The organism is Pseudomonas sp. v388 (assembly GCF_003935425.1).
In the GTDB taxonomy this organism is placed as follows: domain Bacteria; phylum Pseudomonadota; class Gammaproteobacteria; order Pseudomonadales; family Pseudomonadaceae; genus Aquipseudomonas.
The window spans coordinates 343,323-359,471 of record NZ_RHQN01000005.1 but is presented as its reverse complement, the minus strand read 5'-3'; the positions used below and the strand labels follow the sequence as shown (position 1 = coordinate 359,471).

At 61.4% G+C, this 16,149-nt stretch carries 19 protein-coding genes; 7 read left to right on the top strand and 12 right to left on the bottom strand.

Annotated features, from left to right (window positions below):
* From EGJ27_RS14525 to EGJ27_RS14515, 3 genes are all read right to left on the bottom strand, one after another.
* Nucleotides 1-939, bottom strand: coding sequence for a rhodanese-related sulfurtransferase (locus tag EGJ27_RS14525; protein WP_177523037.1), 939 nt, complete (start codon nucleotides 937-939; stop codon nucleotides 1-3).
* A 221-nt stretch (nucleotides 940-1,160) separates the two neighbouring features.
* Complete coding sequence (locus EGJ27_RS14520) at nucleotides 1,161-1,454, bottom strand: BolA family transcriptional regulator (RefSeq protein WP_125831441.1); 294 nt, start codon at nucleotides 1,452-1,454, stop codon at nucleotides 1,161-1,163.
* Nucleotides 1,455-1,487: 33 nt separating this feature from the next.
* On the bottom strand, nucleotides 1,488-2,015 hold the full coding sequence (locus EGJ27_RS14515) for a DUF2059 domain-containing protein (protein ID WP_125831440.1): 528 nt from the start codon (nucleotides 2,013-2,015) through the stop codon (nucleotides 1,488-1,490).
* A gap of 182 nt (nucleotides 2,016-2,197) precedes the next feature.
* Between EGJ27_RS14515 and EGJ27_RS14510 the strand changes: the two genes are divergently transcribed.
* Both EGJ27_RS14510 and EGJ27_RS14505 read left to right on the top strand, forming a co-directional pair.
* Nucleotides 2,198-3,592, top strand: a complete 1,395-nt coding sequence (locus EGJ27_RS14510) for a class II fumarate hydratase (protein WP_125831439.1) — start codon at nucleotides 2,198-2,200, stop codon at nucleotides 3,590-3,592.
* Nucleotides 3,585-4,199 (top strand): NAD(P)H-dependent oxidoreductase, encoded by a 615-nt coding sequence (locus EGJ27_RS14505; RefSeq protein ID WP_125831438.1) that lies wholly within the window; start codon nucleotides 3,585-3,587, stop codon nucleotides 4,197-4,199. Before EGJ27_RS14510 ends, EGJ27_RS14505 begins: the two co-directional genes overlap by 8 nt.
* Nucleotides 4,200-4,324: 125 nt before the next feature.
* On the opposite strand, the gene EGJ27_RS14500 is transcribed toward EGJ27_RS14505, so the two are convergent.
* Nucleotides 4,325-4,927: a tRNA-uridine aminocarboxypropyltransferase gene (locus tag EGJ27_RS14500; RefSeq protein WP_125831437.1), complete on the bottom strand. Its 603-nt coding sequence runs from the start codon at nucleotides 4,925-4,927 to the stop codon at nucleotides 4,325-4,327.
* A 213-nt stretch (nucleotides 4,928-5,140) separates the two neighbouring features.
* On the opposite strand from EGJ27_RS14500, the gene EGJ27_RS14495 reads away from it, so the two are divergent.
* Nucleotides 5,141-5,455: a hypothetical protein gene (locus EGJ27_RS14495; protein WP_125831436.1), complete on the top strand. Its 315-nt coding sequence runs from the start codon at nucleotides 5,141-5,143 to the stop codon at nucleotides 5,453-5,455.
* Nucleotides 5,456-5,547: 92 nt separating this feature from the next.
* Here the strand turns inward: EGJ27_RS14495 and EGJ27_RS25085 are convergent, their stop codons facing one another.
* Nucleotides 5,548-5,670, bottom strand: coding sequence for a PA1414 family protein (locus EGJ27_RS25085; RefSeq protein ID WP_256672839.1), 123 nt, complete (start codon nucleotides 5,668-5,670; stop codon nucleotides 5,548-5,550).
* Between the two features lie 195 nt (nucleotides 5,671-5,865).
* Nucleotides 5,866-7,230, bottom strand: coding sequence for a DNA recombination protein RmuC (gene rmuC / locus EGJ27_RS14490; RefSeq protein WP_177523036.1), 1,365 nt, complete (start codon nucleotides 7,228-7,230; stop codon nucleotides 5,866-5,868).
* Nucleotides 7,231-7,923: 693 nt separating this feature from the next.
* On the opposite strand from rmuC, the gene EGJ27_RS14485 reads away from it, so the two are divergent.
* The 4 genes from EGJ27_RS14485 to EGJ27_RS14470 all read left to right on the top strand — a co-directional run bounded on the left by EGJ27_RS14485 (nucleotide 7,924) and on the right by EGJ27_RS14470 (nucleotide 11,106).
* Nucleotides 7,924-8,229 carry a hypothetical protein gene (locus EGJ27_RS14485; RefSeq protein WP_125831434.1) on the top strand — a complete coding sequence of 102 codons (306 nt, stop codon included), beginning with the start codon at nucleotides 7,924-7,926 and terminating at the stop codon, nucleotides 8,227-8,229.
* Nucleotides 8,230-8,703: 474 nt separating this feature from the next.
* On the top strand, nucleotides 8,704-8,928 hold the full coding sequence (locus EGJ27_RS14480) for a hypothetical protein (protein WP_125831433.1): 225 nt from the start codon (nucleotides 8,704-8,706) through the stop codon (nucleotides 8,926-8,928).
* A 268-nt stretch (nucleotides 8,929-9,196) separates the two neighbouring features.
* A complete protein-coding gene (locus tag EGJ27_RS14475) occupies nucleotides 9,197-9,676 on the top strand; it encodes a hypothetical protein (RefSeq protein ID WP_125831432.1) in 480 nt (159 codons plus the stop codon).
* A gap of 155 nt (nucleotides 9,677-9,831) precedes the next feature.
* Nucleotides 9,832-11,106, top strand: a complete 1,275-nt coding sequence (locus EGJ27_RS14470) for an OmpP1/FadL family transporter (RefSeq protein WP_177523035.1) — start codon at nucleotides 9,832-9,834, stop codon at nucleotides 11,104-11,106.
* A gap of 55 nt (nucleotides 11,107-11,161) precedes the next feature.
* Here EGJ27_RS14470 and EGJ27_RS14465 read toward each other — a convergent pair whose 3' ends face one another.
* The 6 genes from EGJ27_RS14465 to cobU all read right to left on the bottom strand — a co-directional run bounded on the left by EGJ27_RS14465 (nucleotide 11,162) and on the right by cobU (nucleotide 16,149).
* Nucleotides 11,162-11,752: a glutathione peroxidase gene (locus EGJ27_RS14465; protein ID WP_125831430.1), complete on the bottom strand. Its 591-nt coding sequence runs from the start codon at nucleotides 11,750-11,752 to the stop codon at nucleotides 11,162-11,164.
* 177 nt (nucleotides 11,753-11,929) lie between these two features.
* Complete coding sequence (locus EGJ27_RS14460) at nucleotides 11,930-13,138, bottom strand: MFS transporter (protein ID WP_125831429.1); 1,209 nt, start codon at nucleotides 13,136-13,138, stop codon at nucleotides 11,930-11,932.
* A gap of 138 nt (nucleotides 13,139-13,276) precedes the next feature.
* The gene (locus EGJ27_RS14455) at nucleotides 13,277-14,008 is read right to left on the bottom strand and encodes an adenosylcobinamide-GDP ribazoletransferase (RefSeq protein WP_125831428.1); all 732 of its coding nucleotides are present in this window, start codon (nucleotides 14,006-14,008) and stop codon (nucleotides 13,277-13,279) included.
* 1 nt (nucleotide 14,009) lies between these two features.
* Entirely contained in the window at nucleotides 14,010-14,582 is a 573-nt protein-coding gene (cobC, locus tag EGJ27_RS14450) for an alpha-ribazole phosphatase (protein WP_125831427.1), read from the bottom strand.
* Nucleotides 14,579-15,631 (bottom strand): nicotinate-nucleotide--dimethylbenzimidazole phosphoribosyltransferase, encoded by a 1,053-nt coding sequence (cobT, locus tag EGJ27_RS14445; protein WP_125831426.1) that lies wholly within the window; start codon nucleotides 15,629-15,631, stop codon nucleotides 14,579-14,581. The genes cobC and cobT overlap by 4 nt, the downstream gene beginning before the upstream one ends.
* On the bottom strand, nucleotides 15,628-16,149 hold the full coding sequence (cobU, locus tag EGJ27_RS14440) for a bifunctional adenosylcobinamide kinase/adenosylcobinamide-phosphate guanylyltransferase (protein WP_125831425.1): 522 nt from the start codon (nucleotides 16,147-16,149) through the stop codon (nucleotides 15,628-15,630). Before cobU ends, cobT begins: the two co-directional genes overlap by 4 nt.

Below are 16,149 nucleotides of genomic sequence, written 5' to 3'. Positions count from 1 at the left end.
TCAGGCCTCGGATGGCAGGCGATAGTTGCGACCAATGGGATGCGGCTGATTGCGTGCCTTGGCCAGTTCGATCTGCTTCTGCCGGTCGATGGCGCTGCGGCGAGTCTTCTCGCTCAACGAATCCCAGCAATGCGGACAGCTGATCCCGGCCGAGTAATGCTCGCTCGCGCGGTCCTCGGCACTGATCGGAGTGCGGCAGGCATGGCATTGATCGTAGTCGCCTTCGGTCAGGTCGTGGCGCACCGTGACGCGATTGTCGAACACGAAGCACTCGCCTTCCCAGCGGCTTTCCTGCTGAGGCACTTCTTCGAGGTACTTGAGAATGCCGCCCTTGAGGTGATAGACCTCATCGAAGCCTTCGCCCAGCATATAGCTCGACGCCTTTTCACAACGAATGCCACCGGTGCAGAACATCGCGACTTTCTTATGCACGGCAGGGTCAAAGTGTTCTTTGATGTAATCGGGAAACTCGCGAAAGCTGGTGGTTTTCGGATCGATTGCGCCCTGGAAGGTGCCGATGGACACCTCGTAGTCGTTGCGCGTGTCGATCAGCAGCACTTCCGGATCGGCGATCAGGTCGTTCCAGTCCTTGGGCTCGACGTAGGTGCCGACGCGCTTGTTCGGGTCCACGCCTTCGACGCCCAGGGTCACGATCTCTTTCTTGAGCTTGACCTTGGTGCGGTAGAACGGCTGCTCGTCGCAGTACGATTCCTTGTGATCGATATCGACCATGCGCGGATCGTTGCGCAGCCAGGCCAGCAGGCCGTCGATGCCTTCGCGGCTGCCGGAAACGGTGCCGTTGATGCCTTCGTCGGCAATCAGCAAGGTGCCTTTGATGCCATTGGCGATCATGGCTTGCAACAGGGGTTCACGCAGCTCGACGTAGTCGCTGAGGGTGACGAATTTGTATAGCGCAGCCACGACGATCGGCTGGGTCATCGACGTTTGAGTCATGTAGCTCTCCAGGTGGCGACCCTCGCAAAGGGCCTACCGGACTAAAAATCCGAACGAAAAAACGCACCGGCCAGCGGCGCGGTGCGGATTCTAGCAAAAACCTGGGTCGTGCAGGGATAGCGGGATACTGATCCGGGTCAATGGGCGAGGCGATGCAACCCGGCGCGCACTCGCTCGAAAGCGGGCGCCGGGCCTGGGGCCTGCTGTCAGTGACCGCCCGCGCAGGTCGGCGAAGCAGGCGCCGCGCCGGTCCTGGCCCACTCTTCGGGGGTGTAGGTGTGCAGCGCCAGCGCGTGGAACTCGCCCATCAGGCCACCGAGAATGCCGTAGACCTTCTGGTGCCGCTTGACCGAGTTCAAACCCTGGAACTGCTCACTGACGAGAATGGCCTTGTAGTGCGTCTGCTCGCCGCGGCTGTGCATGTGGCTCTCGTCGAGCACCTGCAAGTGTTCTGGCTGAAGCAGCGCAAGCGCCGACTCGATACGTTGTTGCATGCTCATGACTGAATACGCCTGTCTGAAAAGCGATGCCGATCAGGGCTTTTTGGCCGGCGCAGCAGCGGCCGGCTTGCCAGGTTCCAGCTCGGCGGTCATGTCGGCCAGCAGCTTGTTGACCACAGGCACCGCGCTTTCCAGCTTGCCCTGAGTCAGCTGAGCGGACTGTTGGGCCAGCTCCGGCATCTTGGTCATGACTTTCTTGCCCAGCGGCGACTGGTAGAACACGACCAGCTCCTTGAGCTCGCCTTCGGTGAAATTGGTGGTGTAGAGCTTGACCATGTCCGGCTTGAGCTTGTTCCAGCCGATGGCCTGGTCCAGAGCAGTGTTGGCCTTGGCCTGGTAGGTTTCCAGCAGGGCTTTCTTGGAAGCCGGCGCCTTGGTTTCGGCGAAACGCTGGGCAAACATCTGCTGAACCTGCGCGTAGACGGGCGCGCCCAAGCGGTCGGCGTTGGCAAGCTTGAGGAAGGTTTCGGCACTCGCGTTGTGACTGGCGGTGTCGGCAAGAACCTGACCACTGGCGCAAACCAGTGCTACCGCTGTACAGATGGCACGAAGACGGGTCATCGAGTTTCCTTATCTAGCTGGCGAGGCATTACCTCTGGGCCGACCATTCTGCGCTCATGATCGCTTCTGGCTCAACCCCCGGTTCGCCGAGCGGTTAAAAACCAATCACCGGGAACCCTGCCCCGATAAGGACACCTAAACTTGCTCTGCCCGCAAGTAACGTCCTTGAAGGAGTAAGTACAGTGAGCCGCACAGAAACCGACAGCATTGGCCCGATCGAAGTCCCGGAAGACGCCTATTGGGGCGCTCAGACCCAACGCTCACTGATCAATTTTGCAATCGGCGACCAGCACATGCCGCTGCCGGTCCTGCACGCCCTGACCCTGATCAAGAAAGCCGCAGCCCGCGTCAATAACCGCAACGGCGACCTGCCGGCAGACATCGCCCGACTGATCGAACAGGCCGCCGACGAAGTGCTGGACGGCCAGCTCGATACCCAATTCCCGCTGGTGGTGTGGCAGACCGGCAGTGGCACGCAGAGCAACATGAACGTCAATGAAGTGATCGCCGGTCGCGCCAACGAACTGGCCGGCCAGGGTCGCGGCGGCAAGTCGCCGGTGCATCCCAACGATCACGTCAACCGCTCGCAGAGCTCCAATGACTGCTTCCCGACGGCCATGCACATCGCCACCGCCCAGGCGGTCAAGGAACAGCTGTTACCGGCCATTGCCGAGCTGTCCAACGGGCTGGCGGAGCAATCCGCGCGGCACATGAAGCTGGTCAAGACCGGCCGCACCCACATGATGGACGCCACGCCGATCACCTTCGGCCAGGAGCTGTCGGGCTTCGTCGCGCAACTTGAATACGCCGACAAGGCGATTCGCTCAGCGCTACCGGCCGTCTATGAGCTGGCGCAAGGTGGCACGGCGGTCGGCACCGGCCTCAATTCGCCGAACGGTTTTGCCGAAGCGGTCGCCGCCGAGTTGGCGGCACTTTCCGGCCTGCCGTTCGTCACCGCACCCAACAAATTCGCTGCGCTGGCCGGCCATGAACCCTTGACCGTGCTGTCCGGTGCCCTGAAGACGCTGGCCGTCGCCTTGATGAAGATCGCCAACGATCTGCGCCTGCTGGGTTCCGGTCCGCGTGCCGGGCTTGCCGAAGTGCGGCTGCCGGCCAACGAACCGGGCAGCTCGATCATGCCGGGCAAGGTCAACCCGACCCAATGCGAGGCACTGTCGATGCTCGCCTGCCAGGTAATGGGCAACGACGTAACAATCGGCTTTGCGGCCAGCCAGGGTCATTTGCAGCTCAATGTGTACAAGCCGGTGATCATCCACAACCTGCTGGAATCGATTCGGCTGCTGGGCGACGGGTGCCGCAACTTCAACGAGCACTGCATCGCCGGCATGGAGCCGGACGCCGGGAAGATGGCCGAACACCTGGAGCGCGGTCTGATGCTGGTCACCGCGCTCAACCCGCACATCGGTTACGACAAGGCTGCACACATCGCCAAGAAAGCCTACACCGAAGGCAAGACGCTACGCGAAGCGGCACTGGAGCTGGGCTACCTGACCGACGAACAGTTCGATGCCTGGGTACGCCCGGAAAAAATGCTCGAGGCAGGCAGCAATGGCTGACGGCAAAAGTGGCGCCACGCCACTGGAAGGCAGCGGCAAACGGATTCTGATGATCTACGGCACGCCCAAAACCATCAGTTTCTGCCACGCCCTGGCTGACGCCTACGCCTTGGGCGCACGCAGCGAAGGTCATGTGGTGCGCACCCTGAAACTGGGCGAACTGACGTTCGATCCGGTGCTGCATCATGGCTACCAGCAAAGTCAGGTGCTGGAGCACGACCTGCTTGAAGCTCAGCGCCAGATTCACTGGGCCGAGCACCTGGTGCTGGTCTATCCGGTGTGGTGGGGTGGCGTTCCGGCGCTGTTGAGCGGGTTCTTCGACCGGGTGCTGATGCCCGGTTTTGCGTTCAAGAGTCACGGGCGCCGACAGCGCGCCAACGAACTGCTGCGCGGCCGAACCGCCGAGCTGATCGCCACGCTGGACACCCCACGCCTGTATTTTCGCTGGGTCTACGGCGCGCCTGCGCATCGGCAGATGATCCGCACGGTGTTGGGGTTCTGCGGCATCAAGGTCAAACGCCTGACCGAATTCACCCCGGTACAGACATCTACCGAAGAACAGCGCCAGCAATGGCTGCATCAGGCTCAGAAGCTCGGCAGCCGCTGACCGCAGGAACGAGCCTGCTCGCCACATGGATATCGCCGGCACCTATCCGTTCGCCAGCAGTCTGGCTCTTAAGCGCGCAGGCGGTGTTGCGACCGACGCATGGCTAACCTCTGCCTGGGTCGATCCTATGAACGGGCGGTGCCGTGGTTACGCTGATATGTCTCGTTGCCCATCGCCTGGATCTGACCTTCGATCAACGCGTCGAATGGCCGTAGCAATTGGGCGAAGGAAGTCGGGGTTTCCAGCGCTTCCAGAGCATGAACCACCGCTTCCAGGGTCGACAACGCCTGGGCGGCCGGCGCCTTGCGCAATCGATAGCGCGAAGGCGGCGTTTCCCCCAAGGTCACCCGAGGCAGCGCCGCCAGCAGCGGATTGAGATGCAGCAACTTGCGCGCCTTGCGCCAGGTTCCATCCGGAACGACCAGCAGCGTCGGCAGCGTATCGACGCCTTGCGCCACCAGAGGCTGCGCATCTTCCCCCGGAAACAGCAAGCGCGCCTGATACCCAGGCTGATCGAGCCACTCGTGCAGATGCTCGAATACTTCGCCGACCCGCAACTGCGCATTTACCAACCCCAATGCCGCCAGACGCGCCGTATTCAATGCATGGCTGACCTCGCTCGGGTGCTGGAGCAGCAACACGCGGGTGCGGCTGCCCAGCCGCGGGATCAACGCGCACAGACAATGCGCGGTCGGGCGCAGACAGCGTTCGCAGCTTGGGCGGGACATCGTTCATTCTCGGCTTGAACAGGGTCGCGCATTCTAGCCGACTGCTGTCGTGGACTGAACCTGCCTGGTGGACGCAATGCCCACGAGCAGTCGCGCGGCTCCGCCGAGCTGCTTTCCCGAGTAAGCGGCCATTTTGAGCTAGCCTCAATGGACAGGGCTGGCGCCATCTAGACCCCCTGCTGAATCTTCACGGATCTACATCAGGGGTTCACCATGAATCGCGAAGGGATCAAACAGAGGGTACTCGATGTTCTAGGCATCATTCTTGTAGACAAGGACGCCATTCGGGAAGATGCCACGTTTCAGGATCTGGTCCTGGACGATGAGGACGTGGACGAACTCTTCAATTCACTGGGAAACGAATTCGGTTTCGAGTTCCCCGAGTCCATCAGGCAGCGCGCCATTCACAAGCCCGAGCATCTTTCCTTGCCCATGGTCGTGGACCTGGTGCTGTTGATGCAGCAGGAAATGGGTCATGACGAGGACGATTCACGGACATCACATCCACAAGGCAAGCACAGGATGTGATTGCCTGACGCATGAAACGGGACGCTGGCGTGCGTCCCGGGAGTGGTGCACCCAACGACTGCAGGGTGGCCGAGTTAACCTTCGATCCGGCTTTACCGACGCGGGCGACGACGATCGTCATTGGTGCGCACAGGAATCGGCAGCGGTTTGGGTGGTTCGATCAGACCCAGAGCAACGCCGACATCGTGGAGCCATTCTTGCAGTTTGCTGTTCATAAAAGCCCCCTTGAGGGAAAAACACGGCGACCAACTGGTGCTGATCACTCATAGAGAATCATAGAACCAAGTTGCAGGTTAGCCGAGTGTCACGGAAAACATTTTCCTGCTGCGGGCAATGTGACAGCTCGCGAAACATCCTACTAGTCTTTACGACAAACGGCCGGATTACTGGCCGTTCAGTCAGGATATCGGCTATTCCGGTAATCGCATGAGGCCGTCTTCGTCGGTCATGGCCCGCTCCAGCAGATCGGCAGGCAGCTGCTTGCTGGCACGCGCGCCCAACAGCTTGAGCTGTTCGCTACGGCTGACCAGGTTGCCGCGGCCATCGGTCAGCTTGTTGCGCGCAGCGGCGTAGGCTTTATCCAGTTGCTGCAAACGGCTGCCCACTTCGTCCAGATCCTGAATGAACAGCACGAACTTGTCGTACAGCCAGCCTGCGCGCTCGGCGATTTCCCGGGCGTTCTGGCTCTGCCGTTCCTGCTTCCACAGGCTGTCGATCACGCGCAGGGTCGCCAGTAACGTGGTGGGGCTGACGATCACGATATTGCGGTCGAACGCTTCCTGGAACAGGTTCGGCTCCGCCTGCAATGCGGCGGAAAACGCGGCTTCGATCGGCACGAAAAGCAGCACGAAGTCCAGGCTGTGCAAACCCTCCAGGCGCTTGTAATCCTTGCCCGAGAGCCCTTTGACATGGTTGCGCAGCGACAGCACATGCTGTTTGAGCGCTACCTGACCGATCATGTCGTCCTCAGCCGACACATATTGCTGATAGGCCGTCAGGCTGACCTTGGCATCGACCACCACCTGTTTGTCGCCCGGCAACATGATCAGCACGTCAGGCTGAAAGCGCTCACCGTCCGGCCCCTTGAGGCTCACTTGCGTCTGGTACTCGCGGCCTTTCTCCAGCCCGGCGTGCTCCAGCACTCGCTCAAGAATCAGCTCGCCCCAGTTGCCTTGGGTTTTCTGGCCCTTGAGTGCGCGAGTCAGGTTGGTCGCTTCGTCGCTCAAACGCAGGTTCAGCGCCTGCAAACGCTCCAGTTCCTTGGCGAGGGAGAACCGCTCCCGGGCTTCATTCTGATAGCTTTCTTCCACGCGCTTTTCGAACGACTGGATGCGTTCCTTGAGCGGGTTGAGCAACTGTCCCAACTGCTGCTGACTGGTTTCGGCAAACCGCTGCTCACGTTCGTCGAAGATCTTGCCCGCCAACTCGGCGAACTGCGCTCGTAGCTCGTCCCGCGAACCCTGCAGATCGGCCAGGCGCTGTTGATGACTTTCCTGCTGTTCTCGCAGCTCGGCGCCCAGGGAAGCGCACTGGGCGTCGAGGCGTCGCAGTTCCGCTTCCTTGGCAGCCCGTTCATGGCTCCAGCCCAATGCCGCATCACGACCGTTGTCGCATTCCTGGCGCAACAGCTCGACCTCGCGGCGCACGGCCGCCAATTCGGCCAGGCGCGCCGAGTTGGCCTGGCTCAAGTCGCTGATCTCGTCCCGGCTCGCGTCGAGCTGTGCGTTGAGGCCGTCCTGGGCCATTTGCGCCATGCTCAAGCGCTCGTCGAGCAGCGCTGCATCGGCCCGGACCTTCGCAAGCCGACGCTGCAGGTGCCAGGCCAGGCCCAGCAACGGCAACGCCGCGATCGCAAGCCCCATCAGCAGGCTGTTCAGCTCAAATGCCATAACGACTCCATGCGAACCGGTTGAATGCCGGCGACATCGTGCGCGACAGCATGATCAAAAACGTCAGTACCACAAGCGTGACTCTGGCAAGGCATGACGAATGAGGGGAGGAAAAATCGGGGGGTCATCACTTTACTCCCTTTCACCGTCAGGATCATCTCAAAAACGCCTCTGAAATTTATCGGGACAATCCACAGAAGCTGTGGATAACTCAGTGGACAACCCCCCTTTTACCTCCGCAAACGTAGACAGAATGGGGCCTGCGTTCAAACTGACGATTTTTTCACCAGCCAAAAAAGATGATGTTTTTCATTGACTTAATAATTCAGCGCAGTAAATCAAACCCTTACGTGGGTATATGACAGTGATGTGGCAGCTTGTGTCGCTAATGTGCAAAACCCCATTTCGCGCCTCCGAAGCCCTGTATCAACGCTGTTACACCCTGCTGGCAACGAGGGGGCGCCAGGGAATCCAGGAATGGCAACGGCGGGCCTGGATCTCATCAATTCTCGCCACTTGTGCGATCATACCCTCCCTTTGCAGGCGCCCTTTCTTGCCACCCCATCGACCAGGCGGTAAATGAACGACATTTTGAAGTTTCTGGCACTGCTGATCGGAATCGGTTGCGTGGCGGTCGTGGCCAGCATCATGCTGCCGCCCCCTGACGGCGGTATCTTTGCCTACACCATCTTGCTATCGGCCATTGCGCTTGCGCTGTTCATCTGCAGCGGCCTGAGCGAAGGCCGGATCAACTCGGCGCGGGATGTGATGCACTGCATCGGGGCCCGGCACCCTTTACGCCTGACCCTGGCGGCGTATGTTCTGGGCTGGTCGATGGCGGCCTGCACGACCGTGCTGATCTACCGTGCGGTCAGTGAGCTGTAATTTCTTTTACCCAGGCTATTGCAATCTTTTGCGAACCCCTATAGGATCTTCGGCGTTAGTACCAAGCTGAAAATCAATTCCGGTCGTAAAGTCCCCCGGCAAACGCTTTCCATGAGTGAGCGATGTTGGCAACAAGGGATCGACCACCTCGATGGTTCCCAGGCATGACCCCCTCGCATTGATGCGCCACACTTGGCGATGGTGCAGGACGGCTCTCATGATCTGCTTCAACCAGCCTGCAATTGATCAGGATCTGCACCCCGAGCGTCGAACCTTTGCTCCTGTTGTGTTGCCTGCCCTCCTAAGTACCTACCTGTCAGTCCGGCGCCATACGATAAAGCGCGCTACTGCTGACTGCCTTGTTCCAGTCAGGTTCTTCGCCCCGCCAGGCCTCGAGATTCGATGTCGGCCCGCGTTTACTGGAACCACTATTGATGCACGGTATTGTTCCGTGTCGTTTCAGGAAACACCATTATGAACGCACCTATCCAGACCCAGGATGCCATCCGCACCCTCACGAACGCTTTTGCCCCAATGAACTGCCTGATCATGGCAGCACGCAAAGGCTGTTTCAGCTTTACCATCGTCAACGAGCACGGCATCGCCCGCCACAGCGAACGCCTGTACCCCGATCAGTACGCCAGCGCCGAACCGCTGCAGGCCGTGATCGAGCGTACTCGCCAGGCGCTGACCGCCTGAGTCGATTGTAAGCAGGTCCAAAGCCCCGCCGCCGAGCGGGGCTTTTTTGTGCGCGCCTTTTACAGGTCGCCGACCCAAGCTAAGCACCAACCGATCTATGCAAAAGACTGCATAACCGAAATCGATGTAATAACAGCCCTTTACACTCTATATATGAGACTACACTTCAACTCGAGCGACCCGCAGTCGCTTCCGGCGAGCCCTTCCCGACTTACCGCTGCCGCACGCCAGGGGCTCGCTGGTCACTCTTTACGAGCAGGCCGTCATCATGGGCATCGCCGCCATCGAACTGTGCCGTCATGTCATCCGCCCCACCCTGGTCTACCTGGACCGCCAGAGTTCCTGCGCCGAATGGCTGCTGCTGGGCATCGCCGCCAGCCAGTCGTCACTGGGCGCCGAACTGGACAGCAGGCGCGGCCACGGCCTTTATAGCATTGCAGAGCCGAGCCACCGCTTCATCTGGGATCACTACCTGGCGCTGGACCCTGACCTGGCCAGCCTGGTACGGGGCCTGGCCAGCCAGCATGCGTTCCTCAGTTCTCCGCACCTGGAACTCACCGTCAACCTGCGGTACTCCACCGCCATCGCCTGGCTGATGATCGAAGCTCACCATCCGTGCCTGCCGACCGAGGACGACCCGCTGGCCATGGCACGAATCTGGAAGAACGTTTTCCACCCCCACGGCCGCCTCAAGGACTTCATCAACGCCTGGAACGCCAGCGTTGCACCGCATTATTCGCCCGTTTAACAGCACGCCTCGCTTCCGGGCCAGAAACTTCCTGCAAAAATAACCGGATTGTCCTACAAGAATAGCTCTAGCTCGGGCCATTCAGCCTATAGCGCGCGGTCGAAAATGTTGGTAATTTCCGCCCGTGACCAAAAGGAGTTCCAATTATGAGAATAATGACAAAAGTAATGAACAGGACGACCCTTGGCCTGGCGATTGGATTGGCTTCCACCCAACTCATGGCTTCCGGCTTCGCACTCAATGAACAGAGCATCAGCGGCATGGGCCTCGGTTTTGCCGGTCGCTCTTCTTCTGCCGATGATGCCAGCACAGTATTCGGCAACCCCGCCGGCATGTCCCGCATCAAGCGTGAAGAAGTCAGTCTCGGCGCCGCAGCGGTGATCGCCAAGACCGACATCGACAACGGTCGCGGCACTTTCGGCGGCAGCAATGATGGCGACATGGTACCGGCCGTCGGCGTACCGATGGGCTACTACGTCAAGCCTATCGACGACCACTGGGCTTTCGGCCTGGGTGTCTACGTTCCTTTCGGTCTGAGCACCGACTATGAAAAAGGCTTTGCCGGCCGTTACTTTGCCGACAAGAGCCACGTTCAGGTCATCACCTTCCAGCCGACCATCAGCTACGCATTCAACGACAAGGTTTCCATCGGTTTCGGCCCGACGATCAACCGCATCGAGGGCGAACTGACTTCCGCCACGCCGCTGGCGGCAACGCCGGGCCGCAACGACGGCAAGGTGAAGATCGAAGGCGACGACACCGCCATAGGCTTCAATGCGGGCATTCTGGTACAGGCGACCGATACCACCCGTCTGGGCCTGACCTACCACTCCAAGGTCGACTACAAACTCGAGGGCAAGACCAAGATCGAAGGCGTGGGTTTCGGCGCTGCCAGCGGGAGCAAGTACGACGCCTCCCTGGATATTTCCACGCCTGAGTCGGTGGACTTCTCCATCACCCAGCAGATCGATGAGAACTGGACCGTCTACGCCGGCAGCACCTGGACTCGCTGGAGCCGCCTGGAAGACATCACCGTTCACAACGACGGCGTTCCACCTGCACTGGGTGGCTCTACCGGCCCGATCGGTACCGTTGCCGAAGAACAGAACTGGCACGACACCTGGGCACATGCCATCGGCGCATCGTACAAGGTCAACAAGGAATGGACGCTGCGTACCGGTTTTACCGTCGACCAGTCGCCAGCCAACAACGTCGACCGTTCACCGCGCATTCCGACCGGCGACCGCAAGATCATCAGCTTCGGTGCCGGCTGGAGCCCGAGCGACGACCTGACCATCGACGTGGCGTATTCGTACCTGCGTGAAGACGAAGCCAAGATCCGCAACTCCAACCCGCGCAAAGGCTCCTACAGCGCCGATTACCGCAACACGGCGCACGGCCTGGGCACCTCGGTTACCTATCGCTTCTGACGCCTGAAACCAGACTGGCCGCAAGGCCCGTCTGGCATCCGAAAGCCCGCGACCGTCAATGGAAGCGGGCTTTTTGCGTTTCAGCTTCCTCTTCCGGCGTCTGCGAGGCGATCGCTCTTTCGACGGCGGCAATAAACTCGGGATCGTCTGGTTTGGTCATGCTGGAGAAGTTGGCGATGACCTTGCCCTTGCGGTCGACGACATACTTGTAGAAATTCCAGCGCGGCGGGCTGCTCTGCTCGGCCAGCTCTTTGAACAGGTGGGTGGCATAGTCGCCACGAACGGCTTGCGGCTCGGTCATGGTGAAGGTAACGCCGTAATTGACGTAGCAGACCTTGGCGGTCTCCTCGCCGTCTGCAGACTCCTGCTTGAAATCGTTGGACGGCACGCCGAGCACTTCCAGCCCTTCATCCTTATAGCGCTTGTTCAGCGCTTCAAGACCTTTGAACTGCGGTGCAAAGCCACAGAAGCTCGCAGTATTGACCACCACCAGCGGCTTGCCGGCGTAGCGCTTGCACAGGTCAATGGTTTCCTTGCTGCGCAATTTGGGCAATTCACCTTCCAGCAGCGCTGGGCAGTCGGCGGCCAGCGCAGCGTTGCCAATGCCCAGCAGCAGGAGCGAAGTCAGGATCAAGCGGATTTTCATCGAGGCATACCCGGCGATTGTTGATTGAACACACGCTAGCCTACCCGGCGAATTATTCCTAGCAGGCTCCCATGCCCAACTGCAGCGCGGCCAGGCCAACGTGCTGCCATGCCATCCAGACCAGCGCCAACACCAAAGCCCCGACAGAGAGCGCCGCCAGCCAAGGCCAGACCCTGGTCACGCGACACCGGCCTGCGCTTGCAGCCTGGCCACCGGGCGCTCGCGAACCGGCCAGTTCAGCGCGGCCGCCAGCAGGCTCAGCAGAACGGACACTTGCCATATCAGGTCGTAGCTCCCGGTGTGGTCATACACAAGACCGCCCAGCCAGCCGCCAAGAAAGGCGCCCAACTGGTGAAACAGAAACACGATACCACCGAGCATCGACAGGTTACGCACGCCGAACAGCGTCGCCACGGTACCGTTGGTCAGCGGCACGGTGGACAGCCAGAGCAAGCCCATCGCCACGCCAAACAGATAAGCCGTGGTCTGGCTCAAGGGCGCCCACAGGAACAACACGATCGCCAGCGCTCGCAGCAAATACAGCGCGCTGAGCAGGCGCGGCTTGGACATGCGGCCGCCCAGCCAGCCGGCGGTGTAGGTGCCGAAGATATTGAACAGGCCGATCAGCGCCAGCACCGTCGTGCCTACCTTGGCAGGCAGGTGCTGATCCACCAGATAGGCCGGCAGATGCACGCCGATGAACACCACCTGAAAGCCGCAGACGAAAAATCCCAGCGCCAGTAGCCAGAAACCTGAATGGGTACAGGCTTCATGCAAGGCCTCGCGCAGGGTCAGTTCCGGCCCGGTACTGGGCGCGGGTGCATCCTTGAGCATGCCGACCAGCGGCAGGATCAGCGCCACCAGCACGCCCAGAACCAGCAAGGCCCCCGACCAGCCCAGCCAGCTGATCAGGCCCAACGTGCCGGGCAGCATGGCGAACTGGCCGAAGGAACCGGCGGCGCTGGCGATCCCCATGCCCATGCTGCGTTTCTCGGCGGGCAACGCTCTGCCGACCACGCCGAGAATCACTGAAAACGAAGTACCGGACAGGCCGATACCGATCAGCAGGCCAGCGCTGAGCGACAGGCTCACGGGAGAATCGGCCAGGCTCATGAAGGCGAGTCCGACGGCGTAGAGCACGCCGCCCACGAACACCACTTTCGCGGCGCCAAAACGGTCGGCCAGCGCACCGGCAAACGGCTGCGCCAGACCCCACATCAGGTTCTGCAAAGCGATGGCGAAGGCAAACACCTCGCGACCCCAGCCGAACTCGGCGCTCATCGGCGCCAGGAACAAGCCAAAGCCATGCCGAGTGCCCAGCGACAACGCCAGAATCAAAGCGCTGCCCAAAAGTATCCAGCCGCTGGTACGCCAGACCGATGTCATTGTTGTTGTGCTCCGGTATGTGGGAATCGAATTTGCTTGCCGGCGAAGGACCAGTGGGACGCCGCCCGGTCCAGTCCCACAGTTGCCGGTTATTTGCGCGAAACTACTCGCGGCCAGGCGCGAGTGTCAATTGGGCGTTCAGCGCAATGCCAGGGTCAGCAGTACCGCGAGTTCAAGCAGTTCAAGCAGGGCGCCTGCGGTATCGCCGGTGGTGCCGCCCAGCCGGCGCAGCATCAGCTGACGCAGCCAGAAGAAGCAGCCCACGCTAATCAATACAGCCCAGACTCCAGCCGCGCCAGCCAACAGCGCGCAGGCACCGGCACTGAACAGCAAAACCTGCCAGGCGCGCCGCCGCGGCAAATGGTCAGCCAACGCCTGGCCCAGCCCGCCGGCGCGCACGTAAGGCGTGCCGAGAAACAACCCAAGCATCGCCGCTCGCGCCAGGACCGGCGCCAGCAACAGACCGATCAGCGCATGGTTTTCCAGCACGGCCAGAATCGCCGCGAACTTGAGCAACAGCACCAGTACCAGCGTGACCACCGCAATAGGGCCACTGCGCGGGTCTTTCATGATCAGCAGAGTGCGCTCGCGGTCGCCAAAACCGCCCAGCCAGGCGTCGGCGCTGTCGGCCAGGCCATCCAGATGCAGCCCGCCGCTGAGCAACACCCACGCCGCCAGCAACAGTGCTGCATGCAGCAAGAGCGGCGCGCCATCGAGCAGGCTGTTCAATGCCAGCAGCAACAGGCCGAACAACGCACCTACCAACGGATAGAACAGCAATGAACGACCCAGCTCCTGCGGCTGCGGCATGCCGGGCAGGCGTATGGGCAAGCTGCTGAGAAACTGCAGGGCAATCCAGAATGGCAGCACGTCAAGTCTCCGTCAGTACGCCATCGGCGGCGACCTGAATGGACAGCAGCGCGCCATGCCCGACCACCACCTGCAACAATTGCTCGCGTGGCAGACCGCGGGCCTGGGCCAGCAGCAGGCGCATCACGCCGCCGTGGCTGACCAACAGAACACGCTGCCCGGCGAAGGACTGCCGAAGTCTGTGCACGGCACTCAGCACCCGCTTAGAAAAGTCAGCCACCGCTTCGCCATTGGGTGGCGTAAAAGTATACGGATCGTTCCAGAAAGCGCCGAGCCCTTGGGCATCGGTTTCCATGACCTGCGCGGCGCTGCGCCCTTCCCAGTCGCCGAAATGCAGTTCCTGCAGGTCCGGCTCAAGCTGCATCGGCAGGTCAAGCTGCGCCGCCAGCGCTTCGGAGAAGCGCGCGCAACGTTGCAATGGCGAACTGACGATCCGCTGCCAGGGCCCGGTTTCGGCCACCGCCGCACGCATCTGTTCCCAGCCTTGGGCCGTCAACGCGTCGTCGAGGCTGCCGCGCAGGCCGCCGCCTTGCTCGGTTTCGCCGTGGCGCAGCAGGTCCAGGTGCAGGGTCATGCCGGCCGATCCGCCACGGCAGCTTCGGCAAAGGTCGCCATGCCGTTGTGCAGTTCACAGGCCAGACGCACCAGCGGCACCGCCAACGCCGCGCCACTGCCTTCGCCCAGGCGCAGACCCAGATCCAGCAGAGGTTCGGCGTGCAGGGTTTCCAGAAGATGGCGATGACCAGGCTCGGCACCGCGATGGCCGAACAGCAGCCATTCACGACACGACGGATTCAGTCGAACCGCAACCAACGCCGCCACGCTACAGATGAAGCCATCGACCAGCACTGCGATGCCTTCCTGGGCACAAGCCAGGTAAGCACCCACCAACGCAGCAATCTCGAATCCACCCAGGCAGAACAGGCTGTGCAGCGGATCGCCGGTATGTTCGGCGTGCAGCGCCAGACCGCGCTTGATCACGTGAGTCTTGTGGGCAATACCGGCCGCGTTCAGGCCAGTACCCGGCCCGACCAGCAACTGCGCTGCACACTCCAGCAGCGAACACGCCACCGCGCTGGCGGCCGTGGTATTGCCGATGCCCATTTCACCACCAATGAACAGTTCGGCGCCCGCCGCCCTGGCGCGCAACACGCTGTCGCGCCCGGCCTGCAAAGCGGCCATGCCCTCCTCGACACTCATCGCCGGGCCTTGCACAAAGTTGGCGGTGCCCGCGCCGATACGCAAATGGCGCACGCCGGGGAAATCCACCGGCGACACCGTGCCCAGATCCACCACATCCAGCTTCGCGTTCAACTGCCGGGCCAGCACGCTGATCGCCGCGCCGCCGTTGACGAAGTTGTGCAGCATCTGCCCGGTCACTTCCTGGGGATAGGCCGACACCCCTTCCGCCACCACCCCGTGATCGCCGGCAAAGATGGCGATCCACAGTTGATCGGCGCTGGGTTTGTCACGACCTTGCAGGCCGGCAAGCTGAACCGCCAGGCGCTCCAGCTGAGCCAGCGAACCGGCCGGCTTGGTCAACTGCTGCTGGCGGGCCAGAGCCGCTTCGCGCATCGGGACATTCATCGCCTGCGCGGGCTTGAGCCACCAGGAGTCGTTCATAGTGCAGTTCCTTTCAAGGTCAAGGGCAAGCCGGCGACGGTGAGCACCACCCGCTCGCACCGTTCGGCCACGGCCTGATGCACCAGGCCGGCCTCGTCAACGTAACGACGTGTCAGTTCGCCCATGGGAATCACGCCCAGGCCGGTTTCGTTGCTGACGAACAGAAGTTCGCCGGGCAGGTCGGTGATGGCATCCAGCAGCGCGTCTCGTTCCCGCGCCAAGCGTTCAGGGTCGTCGAGCATCAATAAATTGGTCAGCCACAGGGTCAGGCAGTCCACCAGCAGGCAGCGGTCGGGGGCGGCGTGTTCGCGCAGCACGCGGGCCAGCTCGACCGGTTCTTCCACCAGCCCCCAACTGTCCGGGCGCCGCTGGCGATGGCTGGCAACACGCTGGTTCATTTCTCCGTCCAGCGGCTGGCTGGTGGCGATATAGATGACGTGCAGCCCCGAATCCGCCGCCAGCTTTTCAGCTAGACGACTCTTGCCGGAGCGCGCACCGCCGAGGATCAATTGCAGCAT

Coding starts and splice junctions, on each gene's coding strand:
- EGJ27_RS14525 (WP_177523037.1), bottom strand. CDS start 939: ATGACCCAGCCGATCGTCGTGGCTGCGCTATACAAATTCGTCACCCTC.
- EGJ27_RS14520 (WP_125831441.1), bottom strand. CDS start 1,454: ATGAGCATGCAACAACGTATCGAGTCGGCGCTTGCGCTGCTTCAGCCA.
- EGJ27_RS14515 (WP_125831440.1), bottom strand. CDS start 2,015: ATGACCCGTCTTCGTGCCATCTGTACAGCGGTAGCACTGGTTTGCGCC.
- EGJ27_RS14505 (WP_125831438.1), top strand. CDS start 3,585: ATGGCTGACGGCAAAAGTGGCGCCACGCCACTGGAAGGCAGCGGCAAA.
- EGJ27_RS14500 (WP_125831437.1), bottom strand. CDS start 4,927: ATGTCCCGCCCAAGCTGCGAACGCTGTCTGCGCCCGACCGCGCATTGT.
- EGJ27_RS14495 (WP_125831436.1), top strand. CDS start 5,141: ATGAATCGCGAAGGGATCAAACAGAGGGTACTCGATGTTCTAGGCATC.
- EGJ27_RS25085 (WP_256672839.1), bottom strand. CDS start 5,670: ATGAACAGCAAACTGCAAGAATGGCTCCACGATGTCGGCGTTGCTCTG.
- EGJ27_RS14485 (WP_125831434.1), top strand. CDS start 7,924: ATGAACGACATTTTGAAGTTTCTGGCACTGCTGATCGGAATCGGTTGC.
- EGJ27_RS14480 (WP_125831433.1), top strand. CDS start 8,704: ATGAACGCACCTATCCAGACCCAGGATGCCATCCGCACCCTCACGAAC.
- EGJ27_RS14475 (WP_125831432.1), top strand. CDS start 9,197: ATGGGCATCGCCGCCATCGAACTGTGCCGTCATGTCATCCGCCCCACC.
- EGJ27_RS14470 (WP_177523035.1), top strand. CDS start 9,832: ATGACAAAAGTAATGAACAGGACGACCCTTGGCCTGGCGATTGGATTG.
- EGJ27_RS14465 (WP_125831430.1), bottom strand. CDS start 11,752: ATGAAAATCCGCTTGATCCTGACTTCGCTCCTGCTGCTGGGCATTGGC.
- EGJ27_RS14460 (WP_125831429.1), bottom strand. CDS start 13,138: ATGACATCGGTCTGGCGTACCAGCGGCTGGATACTTTTGGGCAGCGCT.
- cobC (WP_125831427.1), bottom strand. CDS start 14,582: ATGACCCTGCACCTGGACCTGCTGCGCCACGGCGAAACCGAGCAAGGC.
- cobT (WP_125831426.1), bottom strand. CDS start 15,631: ATGAACGACTCCTGGTGGCTCAAGCCCGCGCAGGCGATGAATGTCCCG.
- cobU (WP_125831425.1), bottom strand. CDS start 16,149: ATGCTGCAATTGATCCTCGGCGGTGCGCGCTCCGGCAAGAGTCGTCTA.